19 protein-coding genes are annotated in these 18,600 nt (G+C 60.3%); 9 read left to right on the top strand and 10 right to left on the bottom strand.

Going from position 1 to position 18,600, the window contains the following annotated elements; translation table 11 throughout:
* The first annotated feature begins 5 nt into the window (after positions 1 to 5).
* The 3 genes from leuS to holA are packed head-to-tail and all read left to right on the top strand — an operon-like array spanning position 6 to position 4,235.
* Positions 6 to 2,624, top strand: coding sequence for a leucine--tRNA ligase (gene leuS, locus BUA94_RS17365; protein ID WP_073014602.1), 2,619 nt, complete (start codon positions 6 to 8; stop codon positions 2,622 to 2,624).
* The gene (lptE, locus tag BUA94_RS17360; RefSeq protein ID WP_073014601.1) at positions 2,611 to 3,180 is read left to right on the top strand and encodes an LPS assembly lipoprotein LptE; all 570 of its coding nucleotides are present in this window, start codon (positions 2,611 to 2,613) and stop codon (positions 3,178 to 3,180) included. The genes leuS and lptE overlap by 14 nt, the downstream gene beginning before the upstream one ends.
* A gap of 11 nt (positions 3,181 to 3,191) precedes the next feature.
* A complete protein-coding gene (gene holA / locus BUA94_RS17355; protein WP_073014600.1) occupies positions 3,192 to 4,235 on the top strand; it encodes a DNA polymerase III subunit delta in 1,044 nt (347 codons plus the stop codon).
* 28 nt (positions 4,236 to 4,263) lie between these two features.
* On the opposite strand, the gene BUA94_RS17350 is transcribed toward holA, so the two are convergent.
* The 5 genes from BUA94_RS17350 to BUA94_RS17330 form a co-directional block, all read right to left on the bottom strand.
* Positions 4,264 to 5,298, bottom strand: a complete 1,035-nt coding sequence (locus BUA94_RS17350; RefSeq protein WP_073014599.1) for an esterase-like activity of phytase family protein — start codon at positions 5,296 to 5,298, stop codon at positions 4,264 to 4,266.
* A complete protein-coding gene (gene cobT, locus BUA94_RS17345) occupies positions 5,295 to 7,211 on the bottom strand; it encodes a cobaltochelatase subunit CobT (protein WP_073014598.1) in 1,917 nt (638 codons plus the stop codon). Before cobT ends, BUA94_RS17350 begins: the two co-directional genes overlap by 4 nt.
* Positions 7,212 to 7,213: 2 nt before the next feature.
* Complete coding sequence (locus BUA94_RS17340) at positions 7,214 to 7,708, bottom strand: hypothetical protein (RefSeq protein ID WP_073014597.1); 495 nt, start codon at positions 7,706 to 7,708, stop codon at positions 7,214 to 7,216.
* A complete protein-coding gene (gene cobS, locus BUA94_RS17335) occupies positions 7,708 to 8,694 on the bottom strand; it encodes a cobaltochelatase subunit CobS (RefSeq protein WP_073014596.1) in 987 nt (328 codons plus the stop codon). Before cobS ends, BUA94_RS17340 begins: the two co-directional genes overlap by 1 nt.
* 160 nt (positions 8,695 to 8,854) lie before the next feature.
* Positions 8,855 to 9,445: a DnaJ domain-containing protein gene (locus BUA94_RS17330; RefSeq protein WP_073014595.1), complete on the bottom strand. Its 591-nt coding sequence runs from the start codon at positions 9,443 to 9,445 to the stop codon at positions 8,855 to 8,857.
* Positions 9,446 to 9,624: 179 nt separating this feature from the next.
* Here BUA94_RS17330 and BUA94_RS17325 point away from each other — a divergent pair, with 179 nt between their 5' ends.
* Positions 9,625 to 9,927 carry a BolA family protein gene (locus tag BUA94_RS17325; RefSeq protein WP_073014594.1) on the top strand — a complete coding sequence of 101 codons (303 nt, stop codon included), beginning with the start codon at positions 9,625 to 9,627 and terminating at the stop codon, positions 9,925 to 9,927.
* A 44-nt stretch (positions 9,928 to 9,971) separates the two neighbouring features.
* Here the strand turns inward: BUA94_RS17325 and BUA94_RS17320 are convergent, their stop codons facing one another.
* Genes BUA94_RS17320 through BUA94_RS17310 form a run of 3 tightly spaced genes read right to left on the bottom strand, consistent with a single transcriptional unit; the run spans position 9,972 to position 13,099 of the window.
* Positions 9,972 to 11,303 (bottom strand): HlyC/CorC family transporter, encoded by a 1,332-nt coding sequence (locus BUA94_RS17320; protein ID WP_073014593.1) that lies wholly within the window; start codon positions 11,301 to 11,303, stop codon positions 9,972 to 9,974.
* A complete protein-coding gene (gene aroB / locus BUA94_RS17315) occupies positions 11,300 to 12,448 on the bottom strand; it encodes a 3-dehydroquinate synthase (RefSeq protein ID WP_073014592.1) in 1,149 nt (382 codons plus the stop codon). The genes BUA94_RS17320 and aroB overlap by 4 nt, the downstream gene beginning before the upstream one ends.
* 9 nt (positions 12,449 to 12,457) lie before the next feature.
* Positions 12,458 to 13,099: a shikimate kinase gene (locus tag BUA94_RS17310; protein WP_073014591.1), complete on the bottom strand. Its 642-nt coding sequence runs from the start codon at positions 13,097 to 13,099 to the stop codon at positions 12,458 to 12,460.
* A 163-nt stretch (positions 13,100 to 13,262) separates the two neighbouring features.
* On the opposite strand from BUA94_RS17310, the gene BUA94_RS23625 reads away from it, so the two are divergent.
* A complete protein-coding gene (locus BUA94_RS23625) occupies positions 13,263 to 13,406 on the top strand; it encodes a hypothetical protein (RefSeq protein WP_175558072.1) in 144 nt (47 codons plus the stop codon).
* A 5-nt stretch (positions 13,407 to 13,411) separates the two neighbouring features.
* Entirely contained in the window at positions 13,412 to 14,335 is a 924-nt protein-coding gene (gene xerD / locus BUA94_RS17305) for a site-specific tyrosine recombinase XerD (protein WP_073014590.1), read from the top strand.
* 35 nt (positions 14,336 to 14,370) lie between these two features.
* Here the strand turns inward: xerD and phaR are convergent, their stop codons facing one another.
* On the bottom strand, positions 14,371 to 14,961 hold the full coding sequence (gene phaR / locus BUA94_RS17300; protein WP_073014589.1) for a polyhydroxyalkanoate synthesis repressor PhaR: 591 nt from the start codon (positions 14,959 to 14,961) through the stop codon (positions 14,371 to 14,373).
* 302 nt (positions 14,962 to 15,263) lie between these two features.
* Here phaR and BUA94_RS17295 point away from each other — a divergent pair, with 302 nt between their 5' ends.
* The 3 genes from BUA94_RS17295 to BUA94_RS23380 all read left to right on the top strand — a co-directional run bounded on the left by BUA94_RS17295 (position 15,264) and on the right by BUA94_RS23380 (position 18,043).
* The gene (locus tag BUA94_RS17295) at positions 15,264 to 16,445 is read left to right on the top strand and encodes an acetyl-CoA C-acetyltransferase (RefSeq protein WP_073014890.1); all 1,182 of its coding nucleotides are present in this window, start codon (positions 15,264 to 15,266) and stop codon (positions 16,443 to 16,445) included.
* 134 nt (positions 16,446 to 16,579) lie between these two features.
* Entirely contained in the window at positions 16,580 to 17,308 is a 729-nt protein-coding gene (gene phbB / locus BUA94_RS17290; RefSeq protein WP_073014588.1) for an acetoacetyl-CoA reductase, read from the top strand.
* A 72-nt stretch (positions 17,309 to 17,380) separates the two neighbouring features.
* Complete coding sequence (locus BUA94_RS23380) at positions 17,381 to 18,043, top strand: hypothetical protein (protein ID WP_139251186.1); 663 nt, start codon at positions 17,381 to 17,383, stop codon at positions 18,041 to 18,043.
* Positions 18,044 to 18,155: 112 nt separating this feature from the next.
* Here BUA94_RS23380 and BUA94_RS17280 read toward each other — a convergent pair whose 3' ends face one another.
* Positions 18,156 to 18,581, bottom strand: coding sequence for a hypothetical protein (locus tag BUA94_RS17280; RefSeq protein WP_073014586.1), 426 nt, complete (start codon positions 18,579 to 18,581; stop codon positions 18,156 to 18,158).
* Positions 18,582 to 18,600 lie beyond the last annotated feature (19 nt).

Raw genomic sequence — 18,600 nt, 5'->3', positions numbered from 1 at the left:
GATTGATGGCAACGGAACGGTATAATGCCCGCGAAGTCGAAGCGCGCTGGCAAAAGGTCTGGAATGACAAGGACGTGTTCGTCACGCAGAACGACGATCCGCGCGAGAAATATTACGTCCTCGAGATGTTCCCCTATCCGTCCGGCCGCATCCACATGGGTCACGTGCGCAACTATGCGATGGGCGACGTGGTTGCCCGTTACAAGCGTGCCCGCGGCTTCAACGTGCTGCACCCGATGGGCTGGGATGCGTTCGGCATGCCGGCTGAAAACGCCGCGATGCAGAACAAGGTCCACCCCAAGGACTGGACCTACGAGAACATCGCCTTCATGCGCGGCCAGCTCAAGATCATGGGCCTGTCCCTCGACTGGAGCCGGGAATTCGCAACCTGCGACGTTGAATATTACACCCAGCAGCAGCGTCTGTTCCTGAAGTTCCTGGAAGCAGGCCTCGTCTACCGCAAGAACGCCAAGGTCAACTGGGACCCGGTCGATATGACCGTTCTGGCGAACGAGCAGGTGATCGACGGCCGTGGCTGGCGCTCCGGCGCCCTGGTCGAGCAGCGCGAGCTGACCCAGTGGTTCTTCAAGATCACCGACTATTCCGAGGATCTTCTGGAAGCGATCGACACCCTCGACCGCTGGCCGGAAAAGGTCCGCCTGATGCAGAAGAACTGGATCGGCAAGTCGGAAGGCCTGCGCGTCCGCTTCGAATTCGTCACACCGGCGCCGACCGGCGACAAGACGCTCGAGATCTTCACCACCCGTCCGGACACCCTGTTCGGCGCGTCCTTCATGGGCCTGTCCCCGGATCATCCGGTCAGCGCGAAGCTGGCCGAGACCAATCCGGAGCTGCAGGCCTTCATCGAGGAATGCCGCCGCATCGGCACCTCTGCGGAAGCGATCGAGACCGCCGAAAAGAAGGGCTTCGACACGGGCCTGCGCGTCAAGCATCCGCTGGATGCCTCCATCGAGCTGCCGGTCTATGTGGCCAACTTCATCCTGATGGACTACGGCACCGGCGCGATCTTCGCCTGCCCGGCCCATGACCAGCGCGACCTGGATTTCGCCCGCAAATACGGCCTGCCGGTCCGCCCGGTGGTGCTGCCGAAGGATGCCGATCCGGCAAGCTTCGAGATCGGCAACGAGGCCTTCACCGACGACGGCACGATCTTCAACTCCGCCTTCCTGGATGGCCTCAGCATCGCGGATGCGAAGGAAACCGTTGCGAAGAAGCTGGAAGACACTTCCATCGACGGCGCGCCGCAGGGTGCCCGCCAGGTGAACTACCGCCTGCGCGACTGGGGCATTTCCCGTCAGCGCTACTGGGGCTGCCCGATCCCTGTCATCCATTGCGATGGCTGCGGCGTAGTGCCGGAAGCGGACACGAACCTGCCGGTGAAGCTGCCGGACGACATCAACTTCGACAAGCCGGGCAACCCGCTCGACCGTCATGCGACCTGGCGCAACACCACCTGCCCGAAATGCGGCAAGACGGCCCTGCGCGAGACCGACACCATGGACACCTTCGTGGACAGTTCCTGGTATTTCGCCCGCTTCACCGAGCCGCGCTGCGACCAGCCGACCAACCCGGAAGCAGCCAATGCCTGGCTGCCGGTGGACCAGTATATCGGCGGTATCGAGCACGCGATCCTGCACCTGCTCTATTCCCGCTTCTTCACCCGGGCCATGCAGAAGGTGTCAGCGCTGGATCTGAAGGAGCCGTTCAAGGGCCTCTTTACCCAGGGCATGGTGACCCACGAGACCTACCGCGCCGGGGAAGGCGCGAACGGCCGCTGGGTCGCGCCGACCGAGATCCGCATCGAGGAAGTGGACGGCACCCGCCGTGCGACCCTGATCGAAACCGGCGAGCCGGTCACGATCGGCTCTATCGAGAAGATGTCGAAGTCGAAGAAGAACACCGTCGACCCGACCGATATCATCGAGACCTATGGTGCTGACACGGCTCGCTGGTTCGTTCTGTCGGATTCCCCGCCCGAGCGCGATGTGATCTGGACGGAAGAAGGCGTTCAGGGTTCCTGGCGCTTCGTTCAGCGCGTCTGGCGTCTGATCGGCGACATCAGCGAGAAGACCGGCGTGCGCCGGGACGCTCCGGCTTTCTCCGACAAGGCTCTCGAACTGCGCCGGGCAAGCCACAAGACCCTTGCGGCTGTCTCCCGTGACATCGACGGCCTTGGTTTCAACCGCGCCGTCGCCCGTCTCTATGAATATGTGAACACCATCGGCAAGGCCGTAAACGAAGGTCTGGAAGCTTCCGACATGGCCTGGGCCGTGCGCGAAGCGGCCGACTTCCTGGCCCAGATGATGGCTCCGATGATGCCGCATCTGGCAGAAGAATGCTGGACCGTCCTGGGCCACACCGGCCTGGTTTCCCAGACCGGATGGCCGGACGTGGACGAAAGCCTTCTGGTGGAAGACACCATCACGCTGCCTGTCCAGATCAACGGCAAGAAGCGCGGCGAGATTACCGTTGCAAACGATGCTTCCAAAGAGGCCATCGAAGCAGCTACGCTGGAGGCGGAATTCGTCATACGGGTGCTGGAAGGCAAGCCGCCGCGCAAGATCATCGTGGTGCCGCAAAGGATCGTGAATGTCGTTGCTTGATGTGAAGAACCGCAGTTTCCGGGGACTTTTCTCCCTCGCCTGCGCCACTGTGCTTCTGGCAGGCCTTTCGGCCTGTCAGGTTCGTCCGCTCTATGGCTCTCTCAACGAGGGGCCTGGTGGTGTCAACTCGACGGTTCAGGCCGAACTTGCGGCCATCGACATCGATCCGATCCGCCAGACCCAGAGCCTGGATGACGCCTCGCGCACGCTCTACAATGAACTTCTGTTCAATTTCGAGCGCGGAGCAGGCCATCCGGAGAAGAAGTACCGGCTCAAGGTGGTCATGAGCATCAACACGGCCGAAGTAGGCGTGATCGAGCTTGCGGACGTTCCGACCTCCTACTCCCTGACCATGAACACCACTTTCGTTCTGTCGGATATTGTCGACGGCAAGACCGTGATGACCGGCCGGTCGTTCGCGACGGCCTCCTATGACTTCTCCAGCCAGCGTTATGCGAACATCCGCGCCAAGCGCGATGCCGCTGACCGGGCTGCAAAGGTCGTCGCAGGGGATATCCAGACCCGGATCGCCGGCTTCTTCGCCAGCCACAAGTAAGGGACGCGGGGATGACCGCACTCAAGGCAGGCGACATCGACCGCTTCATCGCCAAGCCGCCTGAGGGCGGCGCGGCCATTCTGATCTATGGCCCGGACACGGGTCTTGTATCGGAACGGGCTGGCGTGCTTGTGGCCAAGGCCTCCGAGGGCGATGACGACCCGTTCAATCTCGCCAAGATCGATGCAGGCGAAATCGTTTCGGACCCAAGCCGGCTGGTCGATGAGGTTCTGACGATCCCGCTGTTCGGTGGACGTCGGATCATCTGGATCAAGGATGCGGGCGGCAAGAACATGGCGCCCGCAGCAACCGCTCTTCTGAAACTCGATGATTGCCCGGCTCTGGTGGTCATCGAGGCTGGTGACCTGAAGAAGGGCACGGGTCTGCGCAAGCTGTTCGAGGACAACCGCAAGGCCATCGCCATTCCCTGCTATGCGGATACGGAACGCGATATCGACCAGCTGATCGAGCAGGAAACCCGGGAAGCCGGCCTGACGATCACCAAGGAAGCCAAGGCAGCCCTGCACAGCCTGCTGGGCGCGGACCGCATGGCCAGCCGCGGGGAACTACGCAAGCTGTGCCTCTATGCGCTCAACAAGGGCCGGATCGACAGCGACGACGTGGAGGCCATCATTGGGGATGCCTCCGCCTTTGAAATGTCCGAGCTGATCGACGCCTCGGCCATGGGTGACCTTTCAACCCTGGATCACGGCCTGGAACGGCTGGATGCCCAGGGCTCCAATGCTTCCGTCATCGCCGGACAGGCGCTCAAGCACTTCCAGTGGCTCCACCGGATGCGGATCGACATCGACCGTGGCAAGCAGCCCCAGCAGGTCGTGGACACCCAGCGCCCGCCGGTGTTCTTCAAACGCAAGGCCGCCATCACCCGGCAGATCCTGATCTGGAACGCTCCCGATCTTGAAAAGGCCATGGAGCGGCTGGCGGATGCGATGAAGACCGCTCGCCTCAACGACCGGATCGGCCCCGCCGTGCTGTCTGAAACCCTGCTAACGCTCGCCCGCGTGGCCAAGGCCCGCGGCAGCGCAAGGCGCTGACACTGCGGGCCCGCCGCAGCACAGCGGCTCAGTCGTTCAGACGGAAGCGCAGGAACAGTGTCCGCTGCAGCAGGGAGCGGTTGTTGTCGGAGAGAAGGGTCAGGATCGTCTGACCCTTTTCATTTTCATGGACGGCAAGGCCTTCCATATTGTCGATCTGAAAGCCGAAATCCGCTTCGAGCAGAACTTCGCCGGTGAGTTTCGCGCCCGGAACGACACTGGAGGCCGGAAATTTCCGGATCCGCATGCCGACCAGATCCCGCAGATTGAAGCGGCGCTCCAGCAGCAGGAGATCGCCATTCGGCAGGAATTCGGCGTCCGTGGCATCGTAGCGGTCTGACCGGGCGACCGTGAAACGGTCTTCCTTGCCGTCCTGCAACAGGAAACCGGGCAGATCGTCTGCATCACCCGGACCGCGTTCGGCAATCACCACCAGTTTTCCAGCTAGAGGCGTGCCTTGCGGCGCCATGGCCATGGCTTCCATACCCTTGGAGCCACGCAGATCGGAAATGGCCTGGGAGACCTTCACTTCCCCCGTCATGGGCTCCTTGCCGGTCGTCAGCGGCCAGGGAAAGCGGTAGATCTTGTTGACGCCTTCGGCTGAGACGAGGATCGACGCCCCATCCAGTGTCATGGCTTCGGTATCGCTGCCGTAATGACCGTTGAACGGCTTGCCTGACACCCGGATCATCGGCGTGTAGCGCGTGTTGCTAAGGCCCAGAGGACGTCCGTCCTCGTCCTGGTCGACCGTTGCGGCAAACCACAGGCCATTGTCGGTGACGGCCACGAACTCCGCACCACCCTTGAGGCTGATCAGGCTCGACAGACCGCCAACGTTCCGGTCGGCCGAAATCAGCTCCATGCCGCCCAGATAGGTCAGCTTGCCGAACTGATCACTGTCCCGGCCAACCTGAAACGACTTGATCGGTTCCGTCTTCACCGTGACCGGCGCTGCCCCTGTCAGGATCTCCTGCGCCGAGGCCCCGGAAAACGTCGGCAGCGAGAAAAGCAGGACCGAAAAGACCGCAGCCTTGAGCCGCGCCCCTGCGGACGCTCCTCTCATCGGCCACCTCCGCCAGCGCGGCGGCGCTTGCGGCTGCGGCCATGGGAAGGAGCAACCTCATCGTCAAAGAGATCCGCCAGCTGGTCGGTCATGGCACCTGCCAGCTCTTCCGCATCCACGATGGTCACCGCACGCTTGTAATAGCGGGTCACATCGTGGCCGATGCCGATGGCGATCAGTTCCACAGGCGACCGGTTCTCGATCTCCTCGATCACATGGCGCAGGTGGCGCTCCAGATAGTTGCCCGGATTGACCGACAGGGTGCAGTCATCGACCGGTGCGCCATCGGAAATCATCATCAGGATCCGGCGCTGTTCGGGACGGTCGAGCAGCCGCTCATGGGCCCAGGTCAGCGCTTCACCATCGATGTTCTCCTTGAGCAGCCCTTCGCGCATCATCAGACCGAGGTTCCGGCGGGCACGGCGCCAGGGTGCATCGGCAGACTTGTAGATGATGTGGCGCAGATCGTTCAGACGGCCAGGAGAGGCGGGCTTGTTCGCGGCAAGCCAGGCTTCGCGGGACTGGCCGCCCTTCCAGGCCTTGGTGGTGAAGCCAAGAATTTCGACCTTCACGCCGCACCGCTCCAGCGTGCGGGCGAGAATATCGGCGCAAGTTGCGGCAACCGTGATCGGGCGGCCGCGCATGGAGCCGGAATTGTCGATCAGCAGCGTTACCACCGTGTCGCGGAAGTTCGTGTCGCGCTCCTGCTTGAAAGCCAGCGGCGACATCGGATCCGTGACCGCGCGGGTGAGGCGGGCCGTGTCCAGAAGGCCTTCTTCAAGGTCGAAGTCCCAGGACCGGTTCTGCTTTGCCATCAGCTTGCGCTGCAAGCGGTTTGCAAGCCGGGCCACTGCGCCCTGGAGATTGGTCAGCTGTTTGTCCAGGAAGCCGCGCAGCCGGTCCAGTTCGGCAATGTCGCACAGGTCTTCGGCAGTCACCGTCTCATCAAACTGGGTGGTGAAGACCTTGTAGTCGGAAACGGGCGGGCGGTTGGAGAACGGATGGTCCTCGCGCATACTCTCACCGGCATCTTCCGCCTGGTCGGTCATGTCCTGATCGGACATTTCATCCATGTCGGAATCTGCGCCTTCGGTCTCGCCGGCATCCTGCTCCTCGCCGGACATTTCCATGTCCTGCGCTTCGGATTGCTCCTGACCAGCGTCCTCTTCGCCTTCTGCGCCGGTTTCGCTTTCGTCGTTGTTGCCGTCGTCCTGGCTTTCCTCGGGATCTTCCGTCTCGTCCCGCTCGCCAATCTCGTCGGCCATATCCAGAGCCTTGAGGAGGTCATGGATCTGAACGGCGAAATCCGCCTGGCTTTCGACTCGCGGGACCAGGCGGTCCAGGGCTTCCCCAGCCCGGACCTCGATCCAGCTCCGCCACATGTCGACCAGCTTTGCAGCACTTTCGGGCGGCGGCGCGCCAGTCAGGCGCTCGCGCACCATCAGGGCAATCGCGTCCTGAAGCGGCGCATCTTCGCGGCTGGTGACATCCGGTGCGTTGGCCTTGCGATAGCGATCATCGAGCATGGCCGCGATGTTGCCGGCAACGCCTTCCATCCGCAGCGCGCCCAGCGCCTCGCACCGCGCCTGTTCCACCGCGTCATAGATCGCGCGGGCCTCAGGGGCGGAAGGCTGCTTGCGGGAATGGGCCTTGGCGTCATGGCAGGCAAGCTTCATGGCGATAGAGTCGCCGAGCCCGCGGGTAATCGCCACGTCGCGCTCAGTCAGCTTGCGGGAGGGATCAGGCAGGCGCACGGTGCTGCCGGACAGACCGGGCCGGTCTCCGGTGAACAGGACCTCCAGTTCCGCCTCGCCGGACATGGCGCGGATGGTTCCGGAAACGGCCTGCTTGAAGGGTTCGGCCCTTTGAGCCGGGCTGCTTCCCGGATTTGAATTGCTGCCTGGCCGTGCCATGCTTACCTCTTTGCCATCGACGGGTCGAGCGCATCGACCTCAACGTCCTGAACCTTTGCGCCCGACAGGATCACCTGGCTTTCGGGAACCTGTTCCAGCGCAACGGCGCTGATGCCCTGATTAAAGCCCGCATCCTTGACCAGATAAAACCCATCCAGGACATAAGCTCCGTGCTGGAGCGAGTAGCCACCGTTGACGGAAAACTCTGTCTCCATGTCGGGGCCGGGCACATAGGTCAGAAAAGCGCCGCCATCCTCATAGGCCATCAGCACGCCATCGGCGTACTGGTCCTGAGCGTCCAGCATAATCTTGAGGCCGACAATCGTGTCGGAAGCCGCATTCAAATAGGCCTCAAGCTTTGGATAATTGTCCACCGTCACGGCGCCGCTGATGCGGATCAAGCTGATGTCCGCCGCAGTCCCCGCCGAAACGGGCACCACAGCAGTCAGCGCAATCGCGCAACGGATCAGACAGCTCCGGATGGCGGCTCTCTTCATCAGGCCATCACGATGTTGGCCGAAGATTCCGGCAGTTCTTCGCCAAAGCAGCGCTGATAGAACTCGGCAACCAGGGCCTGTTCCATGTCATCGCACTTGTTGAGGAAGGTCAGACGGAACGAGAAACCGACATCGCCGAAGATCAGGGCGTTTTCGGCCCAGGTGATCACGGTACGCGGGCTCATCACGGTCGACAGATCGCCGTTGATGAAGGCCTTGCGGGTCATATCGGCAAGGCGGACCATCTTGGAAACGATCGTCCGGCCTTCAGCCTTCTGGAAGTGCTTCGCCTTCGACAGGACGATGTCGACTTCATTGTCATGCGGCAGGTAGTTCAGGGTCGACACGATAGACCAGCGGTCCATCTGTGCCTGGTTGATCTGCTGCGTGCCGTGATAGAGGCCCGACGTGTCGCCCAGACCAACCGTGTTGGCCGTTGCGAACAGACGGAATGCCGGGTGAGGGCGGATCACGCGCGACTGATCGAGCAGGGTCAGGCGGCCGGAGGATTCCAGAATACGCTGGATCACGAACATCACGTCCGGACGGCCCGCATCATATTCGTCGAACACAAGCGCGACGTTGTGCTGGTAGGCCCAGGGCAGGATGCCGTCCCGGAATTCGGTGACCTGCTTGCCGTCCTTCAGAACGATGGCGTCCTTGCCGACAAGGTCGATACGGGAAATATGGCTGTCGAGGTTGACGCGGATACACGGCCAGTTGAGACGCGAGGCGACCTGCTCGATATGGGTCGACTTGCCGGTGCCGTGGTAACCAGTGACCATGACGCGGCGGTTATGCGCAAAACCGGCGAGAATGGCGAGGGTGGTGGCACGGTCGAACAGATAGTCCGGATCGGCTTCAGGCACATGCTCGGAAGCGGTCGAGAACGCGGGAACCTTGAGATCAGTCTTGAAGCCGAAAACCTCTTCAACGGAAATCTCGATATCCGGCATGCTTCCAGCCGTGTTCGTCATCTCAGTCATTTTTCCTCCGCTGCCGCGGCAGTGCCGCGCGGGATGTTGGGGAAGGAGCCCGCAGGGGGAATGCGGACCGGACCGGTCCATCCCCGGGCGGGCACCCGGCGGGATCAGATCGGTCGATTGAAGGATGTTAGCGGATCTTGTCCGGCAGGACACGGAAACCCTAACAGAAACCGGCTTTCTTCAGGACATTATAGGCCTGAATGATTTCCCGCAGACGGTCCTCGCAAGAGCGGTCACCGCCATTGGCATCCGGGTGGTTCAGTTTGACTAGTTCTTTGTAGCGCGCCTTGATTTCAGCCCCTCGGGCCGTTTCCCCTAGATTGAGCACATCCAGGGAACGTTTTTCAAGGGTTAGAAGCTTGCGCTGACGTGTTCTTTGAGTCGCATCCGCACGGCGGCTTGCATTGGCGCGCATGTTCTCGCGCGGGTCGAAGCCATCGGAACCATCGGCGGCCTGCCGGTTGACGCCCATCTTCCACGTCGGCCGGTGCCCGGTCAGGGAATCCCGCTGATAGGCATGGACGTCGTCGTCGGGCATGCCGGCGAAATAATTGTAGGACTTGTTGTATTCCCGCACATGGTCGATGCAGAAATGAAAATACTGACCTTCCCGGTCGCGGCCCTTGGGCGCCTTGTGCGGCGCAGGGCGCTGACAGCCCGGATGCTCGCAGGATGGATACAGATCCTCCTGCACCCGCTCCTTGTCGGGTTTCACACGTATCCGGTCAAAGATTTTGGAATCCAGTTTCATGACGCCGATTATGGGTAGAGGGGCGAAGCCGAACAAGCTTCTAACCGAAGCAAAATGTGGGATTGGGCTTTCTAAACGCCGATTGCGACATTTTCCAGCCCGCAGACCCGGGGCTGGGGAAACCGGAAACGAATTGCTCCCGCTTGACGATGGGCCGCCGAAGAGATCAAAACAGAACCATGAGCATCAAAGACCAGATCCTGTCCAAGCTGACCGCTGCGCTGTCGCCAGCCGCACTGGACGTCATCGACGAATCCGACCGTCACAAAGGCCATGGCGGCTGGCGTGAAGGCGGAGAAACCCATTTCCGGGTGCGCGTCGTCTCCGCAGCCTTTTCCGGCATGTCGCGGGTGAACCGCCACCGCACGATCAACGACCTTCTTGCCGAGGAAATCGCAGGCGGCGTTCACGCGCTCGCCATCGAGGCACGGTCTCCGGAAGAGCCGGATCCCCGGGCAGCCAGGGTCTCCGGTACGGCCTGAGCCCGTTTCACCGATGCAGCAATTGAAGTCAGCTGGTGCGCAGCCTAGCTGCGCGCCGCTGGAGCAACTTGCGCAGCTGCGCTTGCCGCTGCCGGCTGAACCTTGAGCTGGCTCAGAGGCATGATCCTGAGACGGGTGATGCGGTTCTTTTCCCGGCGCAGCACCGTGAAACGGAAGCCGTGGAAGGTGAAGATCTGCCGCTCCTCGGGGATCATCCGGGCCTCGTGGATCACCAGACCGGCAATCGTGGTGGCTTCATCGTCCGGCAGGTTCCAGTCGGTGGCGCGGTTCAGGTCACGGATCGGCACGGAGCCGTCGACAATCACCGAACCATCCGCCTGCGGACGCACACCCTCAAGCTCGACGTCATGCTCGTCGGCGATCTCGCCAACGATTTCCTCCAGAATGTCCTCGAGGGTCACCAGACCCATCACTTCCCCGTATTCATCCACCACCAGCGCAAAATGTGCCTTGTGCTTCAGGAAGGCGTTGAGCTGATCCTGAAGGCTCGTGGTGTCCGGAACGAACCAGGGCTGGGAAATGATCTGGGTGATCTCCAGCTTCTCACTGTCTCCGCCCGCTGCAAACAGTGCACGCAGAAGATCCTTGGAGTGGAGCACACCGACGAAATTGTCACTCTCCCCGCGCCACAGGGGCAGGCGGGTATAGGGCGAGGCCAGTGCTGCTTCCACCAGCTTCGGCAGATCTTCGTCCGCGTTCAGCGCCACCATGTTGGTGCGGTGAACCATAACATCCGACACTTCCAGTTCGGCCAGATCCAGCAGACCGCCAATACGGTCGCGCTCGGCCTTCACCAGACCGCCTTCCTTGTGCTGGAGGTCCACCGTGCCGCGCAGCTCTTCATGCGCAGACAGAGCCAGCGCATCGTCATTCACGTTGACGCCGACGAGACGCAGGATCAGACGGACGATGGCTTCAACAGCGACGACAACGGGCCCGAATACCGCAACCACCACACGGACGATCGGGGCAACAGCCAGTGCAAACCGCTCCGGTGCATAGATCGCCCAGGTCTTCGGCAGCACTTCTGCGAAGATCAGAACCAAGAAGGTCATGACCAGCGTCGCAATGGCAACGCCCGCATCCCCGAAGAGATGCAGGAACACGCTGGTCGCCAGGGACGACGCCAGGATGTTGACCAGATTGTTGCCGAGGAGCAGGGCGCCGATCAGCCGCTCACGGGCCGCAATCAGCTTGGAGACGAGCACCGCCCTGCGGTCGCCGTTCTTCTCCATCTGATGCATGCGGGCACGGGATGCTGCCGTCAGCGACGTCTCCGAACCGGAGAAGAAGCCGGACAAGATCAGCAGAATGAGGATTGCCCCGATGGCGAGCCAGAGGGTTGCTTCACTCATGAGGACAGTTTCTCCACCAGGAAGTCATGAACAACGGCCGGCTCAACGCCCTTTTCTACAAAGGCGGATCCGATGCCGCGGGTCAGAATGAAAGTCAGATTGCCGCGGGACACCTTCTTGTCCTGGGCAATGATGTCCATCAGCGTGCCCGCTGGCGGTAACTGGCCAGGGATCTGGGACATGCGGATCGGCAGCCCGACCTCGGAGAGATGCTTTTCGACGCGCGCAACCACGGCCCCGTCAATCAGGCCCAGGCGCTCGGAAAACTCATGGGCCAGCATCATGCCGATGGAAACGCCTTCCCCATGGACCAGACGGGCGGTTTCATATTCGACGGCAGATTCCAGCGCGTGGCCGAAAGTATGGCCGAGATTGAGGAGGGCCCGGCGGCCGGACTCCCGCTCATCCGCGACAACCACATCCGCCTTGGACTGGCACGACCGGGCAACAGCCTCGTCCCGCTCCGGACCACCGGCAAACACGGCTTTCCAGTTGGCCTCCAGCCAGGCAAAGAACGGCTCGTCGCCGAGCAGCCCGTATTTGGCGACCTCCGCATAGCCGGCGCGGAAGTCGCGCATCGGCAGCGTATCGAGGATACCGGTGTCGGCCAGAACCAGAACCGGCTGATGAAACGCGCCGATCAGGTTCTTGCCATGACGGGAGTTGATGCCTGTCTTGCCGCCAACGGAACTGTCGACCTGGGACAGGAGCGTGGTCGGGATCTGGATGAAATCCATGCCCCGGCGCACAGCGGCCGCAACAAAGCCGGAGAGATCGCCAACGACACCGCCGCCCAGCGCCACGATGGCGTCATTGCGCTCAAGCCGTGCACCCAGCACTTCGTCACACAGGCGCTCGAACTGGGAGAACCGCTTGGAGCTCTCACCGGCAGGAATGGTCATGACCGCATGATCGATGCCAGCCTTGGCAAGGCTGGCCTGAAGGGTCTTCAGATGCAGCTTTTCAACGGTCTCGTCGGTGATGACCGCGAGTCTTGCGCCCGGACGCAGGGCAGCAATCCGTTCGCCCGCCGTTTCCAGAAGGCCGCGACCGATCTCGATACCATAGCTGCGATCCCCCAGATCGACCGATACGGTCTGGATCGGGGACAGGTCGGAGCTTGCATTGGAAATCGTGTCGGTCATCGTCTGCCTTCAATTGTCGGTCTGGGTGGCGGCCGGGAGATCTCCTGCCGCGAGCCTGGATATAAGTGCTCTTAGAATTTCTTCCATGACCACCTCGTGAGGAACGTCACGGGAATAGACGCAAAGATCAGCCTGCGCATAAACCGGGTCGCGAACGGCCAGAAGCGCGCGCAGGGTTCCTTCGGGATCCGGGTTCTGGAGCAGGGGACGGTTCGACCGCTTGCGGACCCTTGCCATCACCGTATCGAGATCGGCCTTGAGCCAGACCGAAACGCCGTCCTTCTGGATCGCCTCCCGGGTCGCCTCGCTCATATAGGCACCGCCGCCGGTGGCCAGGATCTGCGGCCCCTGCTGCAGGAGACGCGCAATCACCCGTTCTTCACCACTGCGGAAATAGGCTTCGCCATGGCTGGCGAAGATCTCCGAAATGGTCATGTTGGCGGCTTTCTCGATCTCCGTATCGGCATCGACGAAAGGCAACCCCAGCCGTTGGGCCAGCCGGCGGCCAACGGTTGATTTTCCCGACCCCATGATGCCAACCAGAACGATGGACCGATTGCCGAGAACCTTGATCAGGTCTTCCGCATTCGGCTCCGCCGGTTCCAGGGCTTGGCCTTCAAGGCCATTGGAAAGGTCACTTTGATGTGTCATGGCCGCTTTTTAGCATATTCGCCCGAAAAGAAAGCTGGCTGAGGGAAAGAAACCAGCCGCAGTCACAAGTCAATCCTGAAGCTGGAAATCCGTGCGGCTTGCATGGGAGAGGACGGCGCGGAACACTGAAGAAAAGTGATTCGCATTCCGGAGGCTGGAACCCGTGCCAACGCTGACCCGACTGATCCTGGCCCTGGTCCTGATCGGAGCCATCGGCTATGGCGCGGTCTATGCGCTGGCCAATCTGGTGCAGCCCGGTGAGCGCGAGTACACCGTGCGGATCAAGAAGGACGGCTTTGGCCGCTGACGACCTTGGCAACGGATTACGCCTGCGAAAGTTTTCTGGAAATGCTGGCCGCCGAGCGGGGCGCTGCCCAGAACACGCTCGACAGTTACCGGCGCGATCTGGACGACTTTGCGGAGTTTCTCGGCAAGACCGCGCCATCAAAGGCAAGCCAGACAGATATCTCCCGCTACCTCGGCGATCTGACCGATCGCGGTTTTGCGGCAACCTCGCAGGCCCGGCGCCTTTCCGCCCTGCGGCAGTTCTTCAAGTTTCTCTATGCGGAAGGCCAGCGCGGCGACGATCCGACACGCACCCTGTCCTCACCAAAGAAGCGGCAGTCCCTGCCGAAGGTTTTATCTCTTGAAGAGGTGGACCTCCTGATCGGAACGGCTGAGACACAAACGCACTTGGAACACCCCAGTGATGCCGCCCGCCTCCGGGCGCACCGGACCTATACACTGCTGGAAGTGCTTTACGCCTCCGGTCTGCGCGTGTCCGAACTGGTTGCCCTGCCGGTTTCCGCAGCGCGCAAGGATGCCCGGCTGATTGAAATTCGCGGCAAGGGAGGCAAGGACCGGCTGGTGCCGCTGTCTCATCCGGCTCAAACTGCGATGAAGGCCTATGTGGCGGAGCGGACAGCTGCAGGTGTCTATGCCAGCAGCCCCTGGCTCTTTCCCTCACATGGCGAAAGCGGACATTTCACCCGGCAGGCCTTTGCCCGCGACCTGAAGGATCTCGCCATTCAGGCCGGAATTGATCCGGCCAAGGTGTCGCCCCACGTTCTCCGCCATGCCTTTGCCTCGCATCTTTTGCAAAATGGAGCGGACCTGCGCGTGGTGCAGCAGCTTCTCGGCCACGCGGACATATCGACCACGCAGATCTACACCCATGTTCTGGATGAGCGGCTGAGGGAGCTGGTGGAAAATGCCCATCCGCTTGCGAAGGGCTAAGGGCCACCGCAGCTCAGCCGCGATGGCCGCAGAACTCAGGACTTGTCGCTGAGAGCGTTGATCTTGGCCTGCATCTCGGACAGCTGACGCTTCATGTCATCGAGATCGGACGAGGAGGCCTGAGGAGACGGAGCCGCAGCGCGCTGCTGGGTTGCAGTCGGGGCCGCATCCGTTCCCGTCGAGAACGGCATGAACATTTTCATCGCACGCTCGAACATTTCCGTGTTGCGCTTGACCTGATCCTCGATCGCATCGAAAGCGGTCGCCCCGAAGGCATCGCTCATCTGCGAGCGGAGCTTGTCCTGCTCCTTGGTCAGGGAGCTCATGGAAAATTCCAGGAAGCTCGGCACGAGGCCCTGCATGCTGTCGCCATAGAAGCGGATCAGCTGGCGCAGGAACTTGATCGGCAGCAGGTTCTGCCCCTTGCCTTCCTGCTCGAAGATAATCTGGGTCAGAACCGACCGGGTGATGTCATCACCCGACTTGGCATCATAGACGATGAAGTCCTCTTCCCCCTTCACCATCACCGCCAGGTCTTCCAGCGTCACATAGGTGCTGGTGCCGGTGTTATAGAGACGCCGGTTGGCGTATTTCTTGATGATCGTTGGCTCGTTGGTCTTTGCCATTCCCGTCTTCCATTTCCAGGAGCCTCGCGGCAAGTTCCCGTTTGACGACAAGCTGTTCCAGCCTGCCGCCGTTTCCTCCATCCGCGCAGACTAAGCCATTCGTGGCGGGTCTTACCAGCCTTTTCGTGCAGAGCACCGAAAGGATGATGCGCCGCGCAAAAAACGCGCCCTGCATACGTGCCAATGCTGTTGACTTGGCCTTGGCCACGGGCTCTAGTCATGCTCAGGAAGGGGTCTTGCTGCAAAAATTTTCTACTTTTGCGTGTATTGACCTCACCCAGGAGGAAAACCGGAGACCTATGATGAGCGCTTCCACCGATGTCGTGATTGTTAGTGCGACCCGCACACCCGTCGGCACTTTCAACGGTTCTTTTGCAAATACGCCCGCCCATGAACTTGGCGCAATTGTCCTGAAGGCAGCCCTGGAAAAGGCCGGCGTATCCGGCAGCGAAGTCGATGAAATCGTATTCGGTCAGGTTCTGACCGCAGGTGCGGGCCAGAACCCGGCCCGCCAGGCAGCCATTGCCGCCGGCATCTCCGACAGCGCAACTGCCTGGGGCCTGAACCAGGTTTGCGGCTCCGGCCTTCGCACCGTGGCCATCGCGGCCCAGCAAATCATGTGCGGCGACGCAGCAATCATGCTGGCAGGCGGCCAGGAAAACATGTCCCTGTCTCCCCACTGCGCTCCGATGCGCGCCGGCTACAAGATGGGCGATTTCAAGTTCATCGACACCATGATCAAGGACGGCCTGTGGGACGCATTCAACGGCTACCACATGGGTCAGACCGCTGAAAACGTTGCCGAGAAGTGGCAGATTTCCCGCGATCAGCAGGACGAGTTCGCCGTTGCCTCCCAGAACAAGGCGGAAGCAGCCCAGAAGGCCGGCAAGTTCAAGGATGAAATCACCGCTGTCACCATCAAGGGCCGCAAGGGCGATACCGTGGTGGAAGACGACGAGTACATCCGCCACGGCGCGACCCTGGACAGCGTTGCCAAGCTCCGCCCGGCCTTCACCAAGGAAGGCACGGTGACCGCAGGCAATGCCTCTGGCATCAACGACGGCGCGGCCGCCCTGCTGGTCATGAGCGCCGCGGAAGCAGCCAAGCGCGGCCTGACGCCGCTCGCCCGCATTGCCTCCTGGGCAACCGCAGGTGTTGACCCGGCGGTCATGGGCTCCGGCCCGATCCCGGCCTCCCGCAAGGCGCTTGAAAAGGCAGGCTGGGCAGCAGCAGACCTCGACCTCGTGGAAGCCAACGAAGCCTTTGCAGCGCAGGCCTGCGCCGTGAACAAGGACATGGGCTGGAACCCGGACATCGTGAACGTCAACGGCGGCGCAATCGCCATCGGCCACCCGATCGGCGCATCTGGTGCCCGTATCCTGGTGACCCTGCTCCATGAAATGGGCCGCCGGGACGCCAAGAAGGGCCTCGCCACGCTCTGCATCGGCGGCGGCATGGGCGTTGCCATGTGCCTGGAGCGCTGATTTTCCGAAGCATTTCAAACAAAGTCCGGGCGCTGCGCTGACCGTTTGGCGCCCGGCAGCATCTCTGTCACAGGCAGATATTGAGGGGACGAGCCGGAAAACCGGACGCCAGATTGGGTATTAGGAGGAAGACAATGAGCAAGGTCGCATTGGTCACCGGCGGAACGCGCGGCATCGGCGAAGCCATTTCCCGTGGCCTGAAGGCCGCCGGCTACACCGTGGCAGCCACCTATCACGGCAACACCGAGAAAGCCGAAGCCTTCAAGGCGGAAACCGGCATTCACGTCTACAAGTGGGACGTTGCCCATCCGGAAGAATGCGCCGAAGGCATCGCCAAGGTGGAAGCGGATCTGGGTCCGGTCGATGTGCTCGTGAACAACGCCGGCATCACCCGTGACGGCATGTTCCACAAGATGAGCTTCGACCAGTGGCGCGATGTGATGTCCACCAACCTGGACAGCATGTTCACCATGACCCGCCCGGTGATCGAAGGCATGCGCGCACGCTCATCCGGCCGCATCATCAACATTTCCTCGATCAACGGCCAGAAGGGCCAGATGGGTCAGGCCAACTATTCCGCAGCCAAGGCGGGCGTGATCGGTTTCACCAAGGCGCTGGCGCAGGAAAATGCCTTCAAGGGCATCACCGTCAACTGCGTGTGCCCGGGCTACATCAACACCGACATGGTTGCCGCCATGCCGGAAAAGGTGCTGACCTCGATCATCTCCGGCATTCCGGTCGGCCGCCTCGGCCATCCGGAAGAAATCGCCCAGACGGTGGTCTATCTCGCCTCTGACGCCGCCGCCTTCATGACCGGCGCGGTTATGACCATCAACGGTGGCCAGTACATCGCCAACGGATGAGTTTAGGAAGACGTTCGAAAGTGAGAAAGGCGTCTTATCCGACGCCTTTTTTCTATTTCGGATTTAACAGATATGAGCTCAATGATCGAAAATATAGACTTCAATAGCCAGGACCTTAAACAACTCATTTATTTTTTGAGAAATGATCTCAGCAATAGAGAATTTGAAAAATGTCTTTATAATAGTATTGAAATTAATGATATTATTGGGAACGAATTATACCTAAAAGCAATATCGACAAATTTTAAACAAAAGAACGAAGTTGAAAATTTAAAGGATATAATTCGAGAATTTTTTCTGAAAATACTATGCAGTTGTCAATTAGAACCATCCCGTAAAGTCTCCCTCATGGGACGCAAACCAGCGTATCTTGAACAAGTTGAGCGCTGCGTTAATGGGAAGTTTTGGCTTCATCGATTCCGCTGTAATAGTTGCGGAGATAAGTGGCTAATGGCAGCCGAAGAGATCATATACGATACTTGGATTATAGAGCGCGAATCAGAATTAATTCCAGATATATTTCTAACATATCAAGATTTGATGGAATTCAATAAATCCACTGGAATCCAAATCAGATATGAAAATCCGTATATTAGTATGGAAATACCATCCGCAATTCAAATACTTAAGGAGGAAGATAAAAGCATTAGCAATGAAAGACTTTCAAATATAATTGGCGTAGACATTGATGTAATAAATCACTATACAGATAATAATATAGATATATTTAAATAGATGTGTTTATTAGAATTTCATATAAAAAATGTCCTTTTCCTTGACAAGGGTGACGCACAAAAGAGTTCTTGTTCACTTCCCCATCTGTGGCCCGCCATTTTCATAACAGCCTTCAAACGGCTTCAGCCCCCTCTCTGGGTTTGAGACAATAGAGCCAGAACCAGACGAGGGCAGCATTGAGCTGGAGGGCAACCAGTCCAACCGGAAGTGTGTCCGGCGTCCAGAGCAGCAGCAGAACCGCCAGAACCGGCGGTTTCATTAAGGCAAAGAGAGAGAACACAGCTGTGTGCCAGTGAGACCGGCGGGCAAAAGCAACGCGGCGCCAGGCCAAAGTCACGCGGAAAATGGCGAGCGCTGCAAGAAACGTCAGTTCCGTGAACACAAATGCTTCCCGGCTCCGTCCGGGCTTGAAAGGATCAGCGCCTTCCAGTGTGAGGATGAGATAGATCGTCACCAGCAGGCTCAGAGCCTCGGCAAGCGCAAACAGGACCCCAAGCCTGAAATAAGCCTGTCGATCAACCGGTGCTGTAAAACTCACTTCCGCCTCTTCATGAGCC

The organism is Roseibium suaedae (assembly GCF_900142725.1).
Taxonomy (GTDB): domain Bacteria; phylum Pseudomonadota; class Alphaproteobacteria; order Rhizobiales; family Stappiaceae; genus Roseibium; species Roseibium suaedae.
Note: the sequence above shows the minus strand (reverse complement) of the source record. Positions and strands in the feature narration are given on the sequence as shown.

Bases quoted from the DNA above. Each gene is read 5' to 3' on its own strand.
- leuS (WP_073014602.1), top strand. From the start codon at position 6: ATGGCAACGGAACGGTATAATGCCCGCGAAGTCGAAGCGCGCTGGCAA.
- lptE (WP_073014601.1), top strand. From the start codon at position 2,611: ATGTCGTTGCTTGATGTGAAGAACCGCAGTTTCCGGGGACTTTTCTCC.
- holA (WP_073014600.1), top strand. From the start codon at position 3,192: ATGACCGCACTCAAGGCAGGCGACATCGACCGCTTCATCGCCAAGCCG.
- BUA94_RS17350 (WP_073014599.1), bottom strand. From the start codon at position 5,298: ATGAGAGGAGCGTCCGCAGGGGCGCGGCTCAAGGCTGCGGTCTTTTCG.
- cobT (WP_073014598.1), bottom strand. From the start codon at position 7,211: ATGGCACGGCCAGGCAGCAATTCAAATCCGGGAAGCAGCCCGGCTCAA.
- BUA94_RS17340 (WP_073014597.1), bottom strand. From the start codon at position 7,708: ATGAAGAGAGCCGCCATCCGGAGCTGTCTGATCCGTTGCGCGATTGCG.
- cobS (WP_073014596.1), bottom strand. From the start codon at position 8,694: ATGACTGAGATGACGAACACGGCTGGAAGCATGCCGGATATCGAGATT.
- BUA94_RS17330 (WP_073014595.1), bottom strand. From the start codon at position 9,445: ATGAAACTGGATTCCAAAATCTTTGACCGGATACGTGTGAAACCCGAC.
- BUA94_RS17325 (WP_073014594.1), top strand. From the start codon at position 9,625: ATGAGCATCAAAGACCAGATCCTGTCCAAGCTGACCGCTGCGCTGTCG.
- BUA94_RS17320 (WP_073014593.1), bottom strand. From the start codon at position 11,303: ATGAGTGAAGCAACCCTCTGGCTCGCCATCGGGGCAATCCTCATTCTG.
- aroB (WP_073014592.1), bottom strand. From the start codon at position 12,448: ATGACCGACACGATTTCCAATGCAAGCTCCGACCTGTCCCCGATCCAG.
- BUA94_RS17310 (WP_073014591.1), bottom strand. From the start codon at position 13,099: ATGACACATCAAAGTGACCTTTCCAATGGCCTTGAAGGCCAAGCCCTG.
- phaR (WP_073014589.1), bottom strand. From the start codon at position 14,961: ATGGCAAAGACCAACGAGCCAACGATCATCAAGAAATACGCCAACCGG.
- BUA94_RS17295 (WP_073014890.1), top strand. From the start codon at position 15,264: ATGAGCGCTTCCACCGATGTCGTGATTGTTAGTGCGACCCGCACACCC.
- phbB (WP_073014588.1), top strand. From the start codon at position 16,580: ATGAGCAAGGTCGCATTGGTCACCGGCGGAACGCGCGGCATCGGCGAA.
- BUA94_RS23380 (WP_139251186.1), top strand. From the start codon at position 17,381: ATGAGCTCAATGATCGAAAATATAGACTTCAATAGCCAGGACCTTAAA.